A 14,581-nucleotide genomic window follows, 5' to 3' on the forward strand; every position below is an offset into this window, starting at 1 on the left:
TACGTATTGCCATGTTATAGCTGTCAAGGAATCTTGAATTTCCACTACAAAATGTCTGCTATTTAGAACATCGCTTTAACCCAAAAACTGGTGTCTAATAAATACACCAACTAGCTTTTAGCCACTTTTTTCAAACTTGCTCATTCTCAATAACTCAGATTTTATTGAGAATGAGCAATACATACGTGTTGCACACGTACTTCAAAAAGACGGCTCAATCGATTAACTTCTTCAGTAAGTGAACCTGAAATTTCCACTGTGAGTTCACAAGTCACTCTATATATTGAGCGTTAACTGAAATAAAAACTTGTCTAACACAACAACTCTACTAAAAACCTTTAACACCGTAAGATTAGTGTAGTTTAACCGTACTAAATCAGTCTCATCCGACACTAATATTTTTGGCCGTCCAAAACATCAAAAACAATGGTTTCTTGTCCCTTTGGCCGTCCAATAAGCACCAACCTTAGTCAGTTGTCATGCTCTGCTGACAATTGCCCACCTGTCAACGGCCGTCCAAAACATCAAAAACAGTGGTTTCTTGTCCTTTTGGCCGTCCACTGTTTTTGATAAAAATCTTCTGTAACTTTTATCCAGTCTCAATTACAGCCACTTTTTTGAGCATTTTTCATTGTCAATAAGCTGGGGGATTATTGACAATGCGTAATACTGCGATATTACATACCTACTTCAACAACTGCTCAGTCACTCCAACCACCAGACACAGTAAAGCCGTTTTATATTCTTGAACCTCACACGACTTGAAGTCGCGTGATTCCTGCTTCAACGATCTCTGCCTGAATTGCTCCAGGACTGACGAGTTCTCCACAGGCGTTTAGAGCCTCCGGGATACCCACGGCGGCTATTAATCTCAATCCCTCACCTAATATGTTCAACGCTGCGTTATTGTCTCTCAAATTGTAACCACTACAACCAGGACAAGCCCATTCACGTAACTTTAAATCTTTGACCAAAGGGTTGATAAAACCACAATGATTACAAGTCTGAGAGGAGGGATAAAACGTACCAACCTTCTGCACAATTCTGTCATGCCAAAAAGCTTTATATTCAAGCATGGCAACGAACTTAGACCAACTAGCGTCTGAAATACTCAATGATAATTTATGGTTTTTTACCATGTTGGCAACTCGCAAATCCTCAATACAGATAATACTGTTTTCTTTGATTAGACGAGTTGACAGCTTGTGCAGAAAGTCATCTCTGAGATTGGTAATTCTTTCGTAGCTACGAGCCAGCTTGATTTTCGCTTTGACTCGATTAGTACTGCCTTTTACACTGCGGGATAATTTTTTATGTGCTTTACGTAATTTACGAGTTTGAGTCCGGTAATATTTGGGATTATCTACGACTTCCCCATTACTAGTAACGAGATAAGACTTTATGCCTAAGTCTATGCCAATATTTTGACTAACTTGGGGATGTTTCTCAATCTCTGTATCACACAGAATACTAGCAACATATTTACCAGAAGAAGTCCGAGTTATGGTAACGTTTATAAGCTTTCCGGTAACTTCTTGGGACTTATGAAACTTCACCCACCCTAACTTCGGAAGCTTTAAACGATTCTCTATTACCTGGATGTTACCGTTTGTTAAATTCGTCTTGTAAGACTGCTTGCAACCATGCTTCTTTTTAAACTTGGGAAAGCCTACTCCTTTTTTGCCTTTGACCTTCTTTAAGTCAGCAAAAAAGTTTTTGTATGCTGTCTCTAAATTCTTGAGCGAATTCTGTAAGGCAAACTTATCTACTTCCTTCAACCATTCAATTTCTTTCTTGAGTAAAGTTAAACGTTGACTACAAGCGTTATAGTTTAATGTTTTCTGTTCGGACTGATATAGCTCTTGCTTTAATGCCAGAAAGTGGTTATACACAAACCTTGCACAACCAATACTCTTATTGATTAAGACCTCTTGATTGTGATTAGGAATGAGTGTAACTTTAAACGCTCTCTGCATTTTGGTTTTCTATGTACTTTTTGACTTGTGCTTCTGTATTATCTGAAACAGTACTTACAAAATAACTAGGATTCCAGAGATGACCTCCCCATAGCTTTTTCTTGAGTTGAGGAAACTTTAAAAACAATTTCCTAGCTGATATTCCCTTTAGCATTTTGACTATATTAGGGATGGTGTGCTGAGGCGTTGCAGACACTAAAACATGAACATGGTCTTCTACTACCTCAAGACTCTCAACCTTGAATTTGTAAAGAATTGCCGTCTCAACTAGAACTTCTTTCAGAAAGTCAGCTATTTCATCTTTCAGTACCTTATGCCTATACTTAACACACCATACGATATGATACTCAATTGCATAAACGTAACCTCTACCGTGCTTTACTTCCATAATTCATCTTACCATGTGCATGACCATAGTAAGACAAAATATGGAAATATGGAGCGCCTAACTCATGACTAGAAGTCACGAGTGTGCGGCTTGCAGAAATCAAGCCCCAACTCTCATCGGCAATACACTCCCTAATCAGTGCCACATTACCCATAAGTTTCTGCTCAAAAGATAATTCGAGGGTAGAACCAGAGGTGGAACAGGGGGTGGAACCGAAGGCGGAAGATTTTGGTTGTTCGTCTCTTTGAACATTGACTGTTTGGTGTGACGCTTCCTCTTCACCTTGTAGACAAACCTCTGCTACATCTACGCTCTTTAGTTGGCTCTCTACTTCTGTTGTCAATAAGCTCTCTGGCATAGCAATAAGCTCTCCTGGCACAGCAATATCCACACCAGTTGAATCGGCTGTAGTGCTTGCTGGCACTTCACCGCACACCTCCCACACCAATTTATCGCCCTCTATTTCATTTTCAAATTGAACCTCACACGACTTGAAGTCGCGTGATTCCTGCTTCAACGATCTCTGCCTGAATTGCTCCAGGACTGACGAGTTCTCCACAGGCGTTTAGAGCCTCCGGGATACCCACGGCGGCTATTAATCTCAATCCCTCACCTAATATGTTCAACGCTGCGTTATTGTCTCTCAAATTGTAACCACTACAACCAGGACAAGCCCATTCACGTAACTTTAAATCTTTGACCAAAGGGTTGATAAAACCACAATGATTACAAGTCTGAGAGGAGGGATAAAACGTACCAACCTTCTGCACAATTCTGTCATGCCAAAAAGCTTTATATTCAAGCATGGCAACGAACTTAGACCAACTAGCGTCTGAAATACTCAATGATAATTTATGGTTTTTTACCATGTTGGCAACTCGCAAATCCTCAATACAGATAATACTGTTTTCTTTGATTAGACGAGTTGACAGCTTGTGCAGAAAGTCATCTCTGAGATTGGTAATTCTTTCGTAGCTACGAGCCAGCTTGATTTTCGCTTTGACTCGATTAGTACTGCCTTTTACACTGCGGGATAATTTTTTATGTGCTTTACGTAATTTACGAGTTTGAGTCCGGTAATATTTGGGATTATCTACGACTTCCCCATTACTAGTAACGAGATAAGACTTTATGCCTAAGTCTATGCCAATATTTTGACTAACTTGGGGATGTTTCTCAATCTCTGTATCACACAGAATACTAGCAACATATTTACCAGAAGAAGTCCGAGTTATGGTAACGTTTATAAGCTTTCCGGTAACTTCTTGGGACTTATGAAACTTCACCCACCCTAACTTCGGAAGCTTTAAACGATTCTCTATTACCTGGATGTTACCGTTTGTTAAATTCGTCTTGTAAGACTGCTTGCAACCATGCTTCTTTTTAAACTTGGGAAAGCCTACTCCTTTTTTGCCTTTGACCTTCTTTAAGTCAGCAAAAAAGTTTTTGTATGCTGTCTCTAAATTCTTGAGCGAATTCTGTAAGGCAAACTTATCTACTTCCTTCAACCATTCAATTTCTTTCTTGAGTAAAGTTAAACGTTGACTACAAGCGTTATAGTTTAATGTTTTCTGTTCGGACTGATATAGCTCTTGCTTTAATGCCAGAAAGTGGTTATACACAAACCTTGCACAACCAATACTCTTATTGATTAAGACCTCTTGATTGTGATTAGGAATGAGTGTAACTTTAAACGCTCTCTGCATTTTGGTTTTCTATGTACTTTTTGACTTGTGCTTCTGTATTATCTGAAACAGTACTTACAAAATAACTAGGATTCCAGAGATGACCTCCCCATAGCTTTTTCTTGAGTTGAGGAAACTTTAAAAACAATTTCCTAGCTGATATTCCCTTTAGCATTTTGACTATATTAGGGATGGTGTGCTGAGGCGTTGCAGACACTAAAACATGAACATGGTCTTCTACTACCTCAAGACTCTCAACCTTGAATTTGTAAAGAATTGCCGTCTCAACTAGAACTTCTTTCAGAAAGTCAGCTATTTCATCTTTCAGTACCTTATGCCTATACTTAACACACCATACGATATGATACTCAATTGCATAAACGTAACCTCTACCGTGCTTTACTTCCATAATTCATCTTACCATGTGCATGACCATAGTAAGACAAAATATGGAAATATGGAGCGCCTAACTCATGACTAGAAGTCACGAGTGTGCGGCTTGCAGAAATCAACATTGGGATTGATATCTAATTTTGACTCAAGATTCCCATGCCAATCTTGATCAGCCCTATCGACATTGACATTGATCTCTGATTTTGGTTGTTGATCTAGATCGACTTTTTGAAAACCAGAATTATTTTTTTCATCCAACCCCTCATCACTGGTGTGGGTGGTGTGGAAGTCTTGATTTATCAGGCTTTGTTGGTGTGGATTTGGTGTGGAATTTGGTGTGGAATTTTCACTTATTGCTATGGGTGTGCCAGTTATTGACATTGGCACATTATCAAAACTAATTCCTTGCAGTGCTTGTAATTTCCGCTTACCTGATGGATGGGGAACTGTGACTAATTTGGTTTTGGGAAATAATGCTTTAATTCTGGGTAGGGCTTGGTTAATCGCCTTGACTGTTTTATCGCTGGGCTTAGATTGTTCCTGCCATATCGCTTTTACCTTGCCATTGCTCGATTCCTCAAATGACAAAGTACCGTTATCGATGTACCAATTTTCCAGGCGTTGCCAGATATCAAAAGCGGTAACAATGCCATTCGCCTTGTATCCTAGCCCTGTATCCTTGCAGAATTGGAACAAGTGCGAGTTTTCCGCTTGAATTTCTTCCAAGGCTTGTTGAGTGCAACTGTAGTCAATGCCCTCAGCGATTAATGCTTGTAACCCAGCAATCATCTTATTTAAAAATGCTGGGGCGACACACTCTTGCACAAAATCCACGTCATAAGCAAACCGGGGGTCAGCTAGTAACTCATCGTGGTTATTGGGGTCAGGGTTGGTCTTAAATGTTTTGCGGAAAATCAGAGCGGCGATGCGGTCTAAAATTGCTTGAATTGTGCCGTACCATGACGGGGTATCATTCAAGTTGAAGATGCCGATCGCGTTAGAGTTAAATTCGATGTGGTCTTTGCCTTTGCGCTCGGAGTGTAAGACGTTACCAGTAGCAAATAGCTTGAGCGACTGAATCTTATCGAGTCGTGTGGTCTGTGGGTTTTCACTTGCCCAATTCACCCGGCTGTTAACGAGTGCAGCTAATGCAAATTTCCGCCCTTCATCATAAGCCACAAAGTCAGCTAAAGAGCAGCTGGTCATACCTTGATGACCGTAGATGGTAGATACTACCTGCCGAATTGAATCTTTACCATTTGCACCCAAGCCACAAGCAAGTAGTACCTTTGGTTCCCGTCCTTTACGCTTACGAACTTCCGCTAAATCAAGACTTGCCCCCAGATTCCTTAATAAAATTTGCTGTTGTGGCGAGTCTAAACATTCCAGTAAGCGATCGCAGTGGCTAGAATCCGCCTTCGGGTCATACTTCACCAATGGTTCATAAGTAAAAAAGTGCTTATCTGGGTCGTGTTCTTCTAAAACTGGCCTTGGTATTGGGCCTGACCAGTCAATGGCTAACACGCCATTGGTACAGTTGACTCCTGGCGGGTTGAGTAATTGCGGGTCAATTTCGACTCGCAGCTTCACCCACTCCAGTAATTCTTTGACCTTGTTGGGTTTGGCGTAGGGATAGGTGATCACATAACTATCGCCGTTTTTCTTGATCACCGGATAGGAATTGCAATAATTGGTGATGCGCCGACGCTCGACGGCATCGGGTGAGTACCTGTAGCCTTTGCCATGCCAGTAGTACAGCTTGCCATCGGCACAGATCCATTTTGTTTCACCGTAAAGGGTGTTAAAACCCTTTTGTAGAAATGTGCTGTCAGGCTCCTCGTCGCCCAAATCGGCAACATCTAGTGTGTCTTGGGCTGATTGTTGTTGCTTTTGAGTTGTAATTTCTTCAATCTGTTTAAGCAATAGCTCTACTAATTCATCGCCCGTCATGCCCGACTCAAAAATATCTGCTATGTCTCCTTTATCTTGCAGATTGGGTTGAATTTTTAGCAAGTCGATGGCAACAAAACTTACTCCGGCTTGCTGACAAATCTCTTTAATTCGCTGTTGCTTGTTCCAGCCAGTAGAATCATTATCTACGCAGTAAGCTAGTAAAAAATCTTTACCTGTACTGTGCTGGATTTGGGTTAATGAATGGAGTATGTCACGGTCGGAACTGCTGCCTACCCAAGTAATGCTGGCTAAGTTTTCTAATCGGCTGGCTTCAACGCATTTTTCACCTTCATGAGCCAGCAGTACAGGGATGCCGTCTGTGGCTTTGATAATGGCGATCGCTTCGGATTGTCTGTAAGCTGGCCAAAATCCTTCTTTCTTCCAGGCAACCTTATTAGTTATAGGGTCAATTCGGCTGACTGAGAATGTTTTGACCCTGCCTTTGGGTGCGGCAGCACAGGGACAAGAAAATCTATGAGCCTTTCGCCCATTGCCATAGTCGTATTCAATCTCCTTAATTTCTTTTAATTCCTGTGATGTGGCTCCTGAATCTGACAGCCTGATGGCAACGGATTTAGGAACGAAATCAGGTGTTACAGGCTGTGGTGTGGTGATTTCACCCGAAAGCAAGCATATTCTTAACTGTGATGGGTCTACATCTAAAACTTTGGGTACTGTTGCTGGCTTTTTCGCCTTAATTGGTAGCGGCTTGGGTGATAATGTAGAGCCTAGTTTTCGTTCTTCTAGTACCTGAGTCCAGGGCTTGATTGCTTCTCTAATATCGCGGTGAAGGCACTCGTTATAACAACTGTATTTGCCGTTATTCGGGTTGATGCTGAGATTATGGCCACCGCACACTGGGCAAATATATTTATTCTTGACCCGTGTTGGTTCTAACTGGTCTATAAAGTTGCGAATATCAAATGAATCTGAACCGGCGATCGCTGTAGAGGAGGAGAATTGTGCAACCATTACGCGATACCTCCGATTTGATTCAATTGTTGAAGATTAGCTATTAAAAAAATCGCTGTATTGTTTCTATAGCAAGTGTCTCCGAGGATTTTAAAACAGTTAATTACTGTGCTATTATCTATTTCTAACAGCAAATTTCTTGATGCTGTAATATAGATACAATGCCCTCTGACAATGTTACCGATGCACTCATGGTAACTGTCGTTGTAAACTTGTAGTTTAAGCATATTAACTTTTATTAAATCCGGGCTTTCCCGGTATGAGTGAACAAACAACGCTGAATCCGCTAAGATAGGGCGTTGTTAAGAACTAAAAGCTCTCGGTTGCTACCGGGGGCTTTTTGTTATTGATGTGAGGATTATAGCACTATAATCAAAGTGCTATTTATTTTTGGTTGACTCAGGATCGTTTTCTTCTAACCACTTATCAAGAAGACCTTTTAAAACTTCATCCATAGTTGTTTTTAACTGTATACAGGTTATTTTGAAGCGATCACGCTTTTCTTCATCTACTCGAAATCGCACAAAAACCTGTTTGTTTGAATCGGTCATAGCAAAATGTTTCTTTAGCAAATTAGCAATACTTTACTATTGTCGCCAAATAGTTAGCACATTCAAGTAAATGATTTAATAGCACTATAGTTTTTGTGCTATAGTGCTATTAAGGTAAAAACGTCAGGGAATGACCAAAGCAACATTAGATGGGATAAGTGCCAGCGCGCCACCGCATCATTGCTTAACTGGTCAAAACCAAGGCAGCAAGCCTATTCCAGAACCTTGTCAATTGAATAATTAGAGGGTTATACCTTATGACAGATTTGGCAGAAATGCCCGAAAATGCCCTTCCGAGGCATCAGGGTACACTCACGCTGATTGCAGGTTACGAGCCGTGAAGCGTAAAGCCCCCGTATTTTTAATCGGGGGATATAAGCGAATGACCGAATTTATTCGGTCGTAACATGGTATAATTACGTCAGAGAGTTTGACGTAAAAATGCTAGTATTTGAGACAAAACTTGAAGGAACAAACGAGCAGTATCAATTGCTGGATGAGGCGATTAAAACTGCTCGTTTTGTCCGCAATGCTTGCCTCCGGTACTGGATGGACAACCAAAACATCGGCAGGTATGATTTGAGTGCTTATTGCGCTGTCCTTGCTGCCAATGAAAACTTTCCGTTCGTTGCCAAACTCAACTCTATGGCTCGACAAGCTTCTGCTGAAAGAGCGTGGAGTGCAATTGCTCGGTTTTTTGACAATTGCAAGCAAAACAAAACCGGGAAGAAAGGTTATCCACGCTTTAAAAAAGAACAGACGCATGGGAGTGTTGAGTATAAAACTAGCGGCTGGAAGCTTAGTAGTGACCGTCGTTATGTCACTTTTAGCGACGGATTTAAAGCAGGAACTTTCAAACTCTGGGGAACTCGTGACTTGCATTTCTACCAGTTGAAACAGTTCAAGAGGGTGCGGGTTGTGCGTCGTGCCGATGGGTACTACGCGCAGTTTTGCATTGACCAAGAGCGAGTAGAAAGGCGAGAACCAACGCTTAAAACTATTGGGCTGGATGTGGGATTGAACCATTTCTTGACCGATAGCGAAGGCAATACAGTTGAGAACCCTAGACACTTGCGTAAAAGCGAAAAGTCTCTCAAGAGATTGCAACGCAGATTGTCTAAAACCAAGAAGGGTTCTAACAACAGAGTCAAGGCAAGAAATCGCTTGAGTAGAAAACACCTTAAAGTAAGTAGGCAGCGTAAAGACTTCGCCGTAAAGTTGGCGAGGTGCGTAGTCCAGTCTAGCGACTTGGTAGCCTATGAGGATTTGCAGGTGCGGAACATGGTCAGGAATAGACATCTTGCCAAGTCGATTAGTGATGCAGCGTGGACGCAGTTTCGGCAATGGGTTGAGTATTTCGGCAAAGTGTTTGGTGTAGTGACTGTTGCAGTCCCACCCCATCACACTTCGCAGAATTGTTCCAACTGTGGCGAAGTAGTGAAAAAGTCGCTGAGTACAAGAACTCATGCTTGCCCTCACTGTGGACATATTCAAGACAGGGATTGGAACGCTGCACGGAACATACTTGAACTAGGACTACGTACTGTGGGACACACAGGATCTCAAGTCTCTGGAGATATCGACCTCTGTTTGGGTGAGGTAACTCCTCCAAATAAGTCGAGTCGTGGAAAGAGAAAGCCCAAGAAGTGATTCTTGGAATCCCCCGTTTTCTAAACGGGGGAGGATGTCAAACGGGAAGAGTCAGAATTTTTAGCCCCCCATCCAGGGGAAAACGAACCTCAACCGAGTATTACACGGCAGGGTGAGCTTCATCAGACATCTGATAAGCCTGCGAAACAGTCTGTTGGGTTGGCGATAGAGGAACTTGAAATTTTACGTGACCGTGTTTTGTCTGAACTGAAGTTAGGTAAGCAGGCTACTGGGTATAAAACTGCTCATAAGGTTCTCAATCGTTTTATTGCTGAACTAATCGGTTCAGTTTAGCTGTTTGGGGAATTCGCCAACGGTATCGGATATGTGGAAATTAGGACACGTTGTAAAGAAATATTGCAGTTCCTATTTAATTGATTTACTAACTTGCCCCCAAATGGTGCAGGAGTATTCAAGTTTTTCTTTAGGTCGAGGGGAAGATAATACTCCCCCTCGACCTAACTCGATACCAAATTGATGTATCATTTTTTTACATATATTTTGATGTTTGTTTTCCACCTACTACTGCTCATTATTGGACACAATTGGGGTATATTTTGACCAGTGTTAAATGTGGGCGGTGAAATTGACCAAGATAATCTCACTTTTTAATCAAGCTGGTGGTGTCGCTAAAACAACAACAACCCAAAATCTTGGTTATCACCTTTCACTTCGTCGCCACAGAGTGCTGGTGATAGACATCGACCCCCAAGCCTCCCTAACAACCTTCATGGGGTTAGAACCGGCTGATTTAGAAAAAACTATTTACGATGCTCTGGTGTCTGAGTCTGATGAACCCATACCCATACATGGGGATTTACACAGCATGGACTTAGCTCCAGCTAACATCTTGCTGGCTAATGCAGAACAAGAGCTAATATTTGCTGAACTGCGCGAATTTCGGCTCAAAGAAGTATTAGTTCCTGTATTGGATAACTACGATTTTATTTTGATTGACTGCCCCCCCAGTTTGGGCATTCTCAGTCAAATTAGCTTGGTTGCCTCTACTCATGTATTGGTTCCCATTCAGTGCCAGTTCAAAGCATTGAAGGGGACAGACTCGCTATTAAAAACGGTCGCCAGAGTCCAGCGCAAGCTCAACCGCTCCCTGAAAATAGCGGGGTTTTTCCCTACCATGTACTCTGCTAGTAACTCTTTAGACCAAAGAACCCTAGAATCAATTCGTGAGCAACTGTCGAGTTTGTCCACGATATTTACACCACTACCTCGCGCTACCTCCCTAGCAGAAGCGGCTGAGTATGGTAAACCTTTGGCATTATGCCCGAATAAAAATCCTGCTATACTCCGCATTTTTGATGACATAGCAGAAGCTATGGAGGTTTTATAGATGAGTCCTAGACGTGCCAGCCAACCACCTGCTGATAGAAGCAAACTCAAGAACGTTGCCCTATTCAAAGAGGATGATGAGAATTTAGTCCCTACTAAGGTATCACTGGACAAAATTATTCTCCCCTCTAGTCAACCTCGACGTTATTTTGACCCCCAGGCGATGCAATCTTTGGTGGAGTCAGTCAAACGTGAAGGTATCCTCCAGCCGCTATTGGTTAGACCAGTAGGGGATAAGTATGAATTAGTGGCAGGAGAGCGCAGATATAGGGCAGCGCAAGAAGCAGCTTTAACAGAAGTGCCAATAACGGCACGAGAGATGTCGGATGAGCAGGCGGTACAGTATGCTCTAACTGAGAATTTACAACGGTCAGACTTAAACCCTATAGAAGAAACTGAAGGCATCTTGCAACTGTTGGCGCTGCGACTGGGATGCGAACCAGCCGAAGTCTCCTCTGTACTCTACAGAATAGAGAATGAAGCCAAGGGTAAGATTACCCGAAACGTTTCGGGTAATTCTGAGGCAGAAGTAGTAGAAAAAGCGTTTACTGAATTGGGGAAGATGAGTTGGCAATCATTTGTCCGTACCCGACTACCACTGTTGAAACTGCCAGAAGATATTTTATCAGCCCTACGTGCTGGACAAATTGAGTACACCAAGGGCAAGGAAATTGCCAAAATAAAATCACTAGAGGAAAGAACTGAACTTTTAGAAGCTGCCCTAACGCTATCTTTATCCCTCTCGGAAATTCAACAGCAGGTCAAAGCTAAACAACCCTCTGACACAATTCCACCACTGCAAAGTCGTTTAGATACTACATATAAGAAAGCGAAAAAGCTCAAGGTCTGGGAAAATCCCCAGAAGCAGGAGAAACTAGAATCTTTGTTGAAAGAATTAGAAGCTTTAATGGCTGATGAAGGATAAATGCCAGATAATGTTAAACAAAGACTAGCTAGGAAAAGAAAATATGGCTGCCATAACAATTAATATTACAGAGCAGCAACTACAAAAATTGCAGGAATTAGCGGAAAAGTTGGGGATGTCTACTGAAGAATTGTTATCTGCCTCTGTAGAAGATTTGTTGAACTACCCCCAAAATGAGTTTAACCAATCAGCTAGTTATGTACTGCGAAAAAATGCTGAACTTTACAAGCGATTAGCATGATTCGCTTCTTGACACTGGTTGAAGTTGTCGAACTTCACCGTCAGATTATCGAGCAGTCTGGTGGCGCGTTGGGTATCCGCGATAGAGGTACTTTAGAATCTGCACTGGCTCAACCTCGGATGACTTTTGGCGGTGAGGATCTGTACCCGACACTTGTTGATAAGGCTGCGGCTATCGGTTTTTCGCTGATCATGAATCATCCATTTATTGATGGGAATAAGCGGATTGGTCATGCAGCAATGGAAGTTTTTCTAGTCATGAATGGTAATGAAATTGATGCTTCTGTCGATGAGCAGGAGACGATTATACTATCTCTAGCATCGGGTGAACTTGAGCGTGAGGCATTTGTACAATGGTTGAAAAATCATATCAAGGTTATCTAATGTCTAAGCGGGGAGTTGAATCAGAAAGACTCTTTGCAGTGGGGTAAAGAAAATGAACCTACAGCAAAAGTTACCCGAAACGTTTCGGGTAACTCAGATTTAGGATTTCTTTGAATCGGCACTTAAGATTGCTTCCACCTGTGCAAATATCTCATTGCAGAGGTGGAAATTTGTTATTGAATGCTTTCTACGCATCTATGAAGCTACACCAGTTACTTCTCCTGTCGCCTCTGCCTCTACATCTGGTTTAGGCTCCTTCGCTTTCTTTTCAAAAATCTGAAGCCCTGCGTCAACCACTTCAAAACCATTTTCTGTTCGTTGACCAAGCTTACCTGATATAGCCCCAGCCCAGTCTGCGAACTCAGCCGTATTGGTTTCAGCCTTGCGCCAGCTTTTCGCGTTGATCAGCGCAGTGAAGACTACACCATTCTGGTCAGTCAGTGAGACTTCAACTTTTTTGTTCTCTGCTGGTTTGGCTTCTGGCAATGAGCCGCTAAATTTAATTGTCACTTCACTCTTGGCTTGCATACTTCGCCCCCTGGCTCATCAAAGACTCAAATTTCCGCACTTGATTTTATCAAGCCCTGAGAAAAACTTCGCTCCCTAAACATTATTTAAATCGATTTGAAACAAGTGAGTTGAGCCAAAACTAATTTGACAAGCGCAGTCTAGAAAATTACTCCTATTAAACTACATATATGCTACAAAGATTTACTACACAGGACTCTCTTTGCTTGAACAGGTGAAAGTTGGCTGTAATTCTACTAGGCTTGGCTGAAACTATTACAGGCAGAGGATTTGACGATGTTCGACAGAGATTCTGTCGAACATCAAGATTGCTTAATTTGAGCTATTGTGGTTCCTGGACGATGTTTGGGGTAAAAACCCATTGTCAGAGAAACCATTTGTCTGTTGAGCTTGACCTTGGTTAGCTATCGTCTGTGTCTTCACTACTGCTGGTTCTAGAAACACCGCTCGAATTAACGCTGCTTGTGCTTCCAATTGTTCAATTGCCCATATAGCCCTTTGTCTTAGTTGCTCACCATCTACCCCATCAGCAGACATGGCAAAAGGCGACCAATGTTGTTTCAGGGTCAACATCACTATTTCTGGTAATGTCCCTAAGTCAAATGGTTCTGTTTTCAGATATTTTAGTAACTGACCTTCTGAGCTATCTACCCTTCGCTTAATTGTCAAAAACAATTTTTGATTTTGTTTCATATTTTTCTGTGAGCAAAGCTTTCGTGCAATTATTCATTGCAATGATGTAACTGTTGTTAGGTAGTTCCATTTTCTTTGCACAGCCGAAATTCAGAAATTTCTTATGTACACTTTAACTGAAGAAAGTTCTTTTTTACAAGTTGATTTTTTAACTCCACTAAGTCTATGTCATTAGTGGATTTAATTATCCTAAATTGTATAGTACACTACAGTTTTCTTGGCATAGTCTAGACTAGTTGTAGGCTATGCCCAGGCTATGCCTAGACATAGCTTTAGCTTAATAGCCACTTAAAAAAGCAATTTCTCAAGTTATGCTATAGCTATGCCCAGGCTAGGTCTAGGCATAACTTGAAACAGCCTCAATTAACAGCCAAAACAATTCTCTCAAGAAATATTAAAATAGTCGTACTTACTACGGCTATATGCGTTTTTTTCGCATTTAAGCGGCTTTGGCTATTTTAGGGTTGCCAAAATTTCGGCAATTTGAACTTAATCAGCATCACAACAGAATGATATCAAGTTTATCCAAGAAGTGAGCTATAAGCGTGAGCGATCGCCCGATCAAAAAAATTAAAGCGTATTAACATATTAGGGAGTTGATACCACACTGCAAGAGAAATACTTTTAAAGTATTGAGCATCGATAATACATTTTATGTTGCAATTGTAATTCAAGATTTTTTTCTAGAACTTAACCCAGTACACTTAACAGGAGATGATTTTTCTTTCAGTCCTAGTCAGGAATTATTCATCCTGGAATCCCCACGCTTGTTGATCAAGCTGAAACTTGTTTTAAGTAGTGAAATTGTCTGATTAATCACAGTTACAAACAGCAGACATTTTGCACCTAAATACCGGATTCCTCTACAAAATGTCTGGTATTCTGCACAGCTTATA

The 14,581-nt window shown here is 41.5% G+C and carries 14 protein-coding genes; 5 read left to right on the forward strand and 9 right to left on the reverse strand.

The window, feature by feature from the left end:
* Window positions 1–752: 752 nt before the first annotated feature.
* From tnpB (ACN222_RS30635) to ACN222_RS30665, 7 genes are all read right to left on the reverse strand, one after another.
* Window positions 753–1,976, reverse strand: coding sequence for an IS200/IS605 family element RNA-guided endonuclease TnpB (gene tnpB, locus ACN222_RS30635; protein ID WP_010999798.1), 1,224 nt, complete (start codon window positions 1,974–1,976; stop codon window positions 753–755).
* The gene (gene tnpA, locus ACN222_RS30640) at window positions 1,960–2,364 is read right to left on the reverse strand and encodes an IS200/IS605 family transposase (protein WP_096637282.1); all 405 of its coding nucleotides are present in this window, start codon (window positions 2,362–2,364) and stop codon (window positions 1,960–1,962) included. Before tnpA (ACN222_RS30640) ends, tnpB (ACN222_RS30635) begins: the two co-directional genes overlap by 17 nt.
* Complete coding sequence (locus ACN222_RS30645) at window positions 2,345–2,788, reverse strand: hypothetical protein (protein ID WP_419756925.1); 444 nt, start codon at window positions 2,786–2,788, stop codon at window positions 2,345–2,347. The genes tnpA (ACN222_RS30640) and ACN222_RS30645 overlap by 20 nt, the downstream gene beginning before the upstream one ends.
* A gap of 58 nt (window positions 2,789–2,846) precedes the next feature.
* A complete protein-coding gene (tnpB, locus tag ACN222_RS30650) occupies window positions 2,847–4,070 on the reverse strand; it encodes an IS200/IS605 family element RNA-guided endonuclease TnpB (protein WP_010999798.1) in 1,224 nt (407 codons plus the stop codon).
* The gene (gene tnpA / locus ACN222_RS30655; protein WP_096637282.1) at window positions 4,054–4,458 is read right to left on the reverse strand and encodes an IS200/IS605 family transposase; all 405 of its coding nucleotides are present in this window, start codon (window positions 4,456–4,458) and stop codon (window positions 4,054–4,056) included. Before tnpA (ACN222_RS30655) ends, tnpB (ACN222_RS30650) begins: the two co-directional genes overlap by 17 nt.
* A 68-nt stretch (window positions 4,459–4,526) precedes the next feature.
* The gene (locus ACN222_RS30660; RefSeq protein WP_419756926.1) at window positions 4,527–7,367 is read right to left on the reverse strand and encodes a DNA primase family protein; all 2,841 of its coding nucleotides are present in this window, start codon (window positions 7,365–7,367) and stop codon (window positions 4,527–4,529) included.
* Window positions 7,368–7,747: 380 nt separating this feature from the next.
* Window positions 7,748–7,918, reverse strand: a complete 171-nt coding sequence (locus ACN222_RS30665) for a plasmid partition protein ParG (protein WP_010994151.1) — start codon at window positions 7,916–7,918, stop codon at window positions 7,748–7,750.
* Window positions 7,919–8,359: 441 nt separating this feature from the next.
* Between ACN222_RS30665 and ACN222_RS30670 the strand changes: the two genes are divergently transcribed.
* From ACN222_RS30670 to ACN222_RS30690, 5 genes are all read left to right on the forward strand, one after another.
* The gene (locus ACN222_RS30670) at window positions 8,360–9,568 is read left to right on the forward strand and encodes an RNA-guided endonuclease InsQ/TnpB family protein (protein WP_010994068.1); all 1,209 of its coding nucleotides are present in this window, start codon (window positions 8,360–8,362) and stop codon (window positions 9,566–9,568) included.
* A 571-nt stretch (window positions 9,569–10,139) separates the two neighbouring features.
* Window positions 10,140–10,916, forward strand: a complete 777-nt coding sequence (locus tag ACN222_RS30675) for a ParA family protein (RefSeq protein ID WP_010994173.1) — start codon at window positions 10,140–10,142, stop codon at window positions 10,914–10,916.
* Window positions 10,917–11,840 carry a ParB/RepB/Spo0J family partition protein gene (locus ACN222_RS30680; protein WP_010994174.1) on the forward strand — a complete coding sequence of 308 codons (924 nt, stop codon included), beginning with the start codon at window positions 10,917–10,919 and terminating at the stop codon, window positions 11,838–11,840.
* A gap of 43 nt (window positions 11,841–11,883) precedes the next feature.
* The gene (locus ACN222_RS30685; RefSeq protein ID WP_010994175.1) at window positions 11,884–12,081 is read left to right on the forward strand and encodes a ribbon-helix-helix protein, CopG family; all 198 of its coding nucleotides are present in this window, start codon (window positions 11,884–11,886) and stop codon (window positions 12,079–12,081) included.
* Entirely contained in the window at window positions 12,078–12,464 is a 387-nt protein-coding gene (locus tag ACN222_RS30690; RefSeq protein WP_010994176.1) for a type II toxin-antitoxin system death-on-curing family toxin, read from the forward strand. The genes ACN222_RS30685 and ACN222_RS30690 overlap by 4 nt, the downstream gene beginning before the upstream one ends.
* A 195-nt stretch (window positions 12,465–12,659) precedes the next feature.
* On the opposite strand, the gene ACN222_RS30695 is transcribed toward ACN222_RS30690, so the two are convergent.
* Entirely contained in the window at window positions 12,660–12,992 is a 333-nt protein-coding gene (locus tag ACN222_RS30695) for a hypothetical protein (protein WP_010994177.1), read from the reverse strand.
* A gap of 312 nt (window positions 12,993–13,304) precedes the next feature.
* Window positions 13,305–13,685, reverse strand: a complete 381-nt coding sequence (locus ACN222_RS30700) for a hypothetical protein (protein ID WP_010994178.1) — start codon at window positions 13,683–13,685, stop codon at window positions 13,305–13,307.
* Window positions 13,686–14,581 lie beyond the last annotated feature (896 nt).

It is taken from the genome of Anabaena sp. FACHB-595 (assembly GCF_048568275.1).
Classification (GTDB): Bacteria; Cyanobacteriota; Cyanobacteriia; order Cyanobacteriales; family Nostocaceae; genus Trichormus.

Excerpts from the sequence above, each read along its gene's own strand:
- tnpB (WP_010999798.1), bottom strand. The coding sequence starts at position 1,976 with ATGCAGAGAGCGTTTAAAGTTACACTCATTCCTAATCACAATCAAGAG.
- tnpA (WP_096637282.1), bottom strand. The coding sequence starts at position 2,364 with ATGGAAGTAAAGCACGGTAGAGGTTACGTTTATGCAATTGAGTATCAT.
- tnpB (WP_010999798.1), bottom strand. The coding sequence starts at position 4,070 with ATGCAGAGAGCGTTTAAAGTTACACTCATTCCTAATCACAATCAAGAG.
- tnpA (WP_096637282.1), bottom strand. The coding sequence starts at position 4,458 with ATGGAAGTAAAGCACGGTAGAGGTTACGTTTATGCAATTGAGTATCAT.
- ACN222_RS30660 (WP_419756926.1), bottom strand. The coding sequence starts at position 7,367 with ATGGTTGCACAATTCTCCTCCTCTACAGCGATCGCCGGTTCAGATTCA.
- ACN222_RS30665 (WP_010994151.1), bottom strand. The coding sequence starts at position 7,918 with ATGACCGATTCAAACAAACAGGTTTTTGTGCGATTTCGAGTAGATGAA.
- ACN222_RS30670 (WP_010994068.1), top strand. The coding sequence starts at position 8,360 with ATGCTAGTATTTGAGACAAAACTTGAAGGAACAAACGAGCAGTATCAA.
- ACN222_RS30675 (WP_010994173.1), top strand. The coding sequence starts at position 10,140 with ATGTGGGCGGTGAAATTGACCAAGATAATCTCACTTTTTAATCAAGCT.
- ACN222_RS30680 (WP_010994174.1), top strand. The coding sequence starts at position 10,917 with ATGAGTCCTAGACGTGCCAGCCAACCACCTGCTGATAGAAGCAAACTC.
- ACN222_RS30685 (WP_010994175.1), top strand. The coding sequence starts at position 11,884 with ATGGCTGCCATAACAATTAATATTACAGAGCAGCAACTACAAAAATTG.
- ACN222_RS30690 (WP_010994176.1), top strand. The coding sequence starts at position 12,078 with ATGATTCGCTTCTTGACACTGGTTGAAGTTGTCGAACTTCACCGTCAG.
- ACN222_RS30695 (WP_010994177.1), bottom strand. The coding sequence starts at position 12,992 with ATGCAAGCCAAGAGTGAAGTGACAATTAAATTTAGCGGCTCATTGCCA.
- ACN222_RS30700 (WP_010994178.1), bottom strand. The coding sequence starts at position 13,685 with ATGAAACAAAATCAAAAATTGTTTTTGACAATTAAGCGAAGGGTAGAT.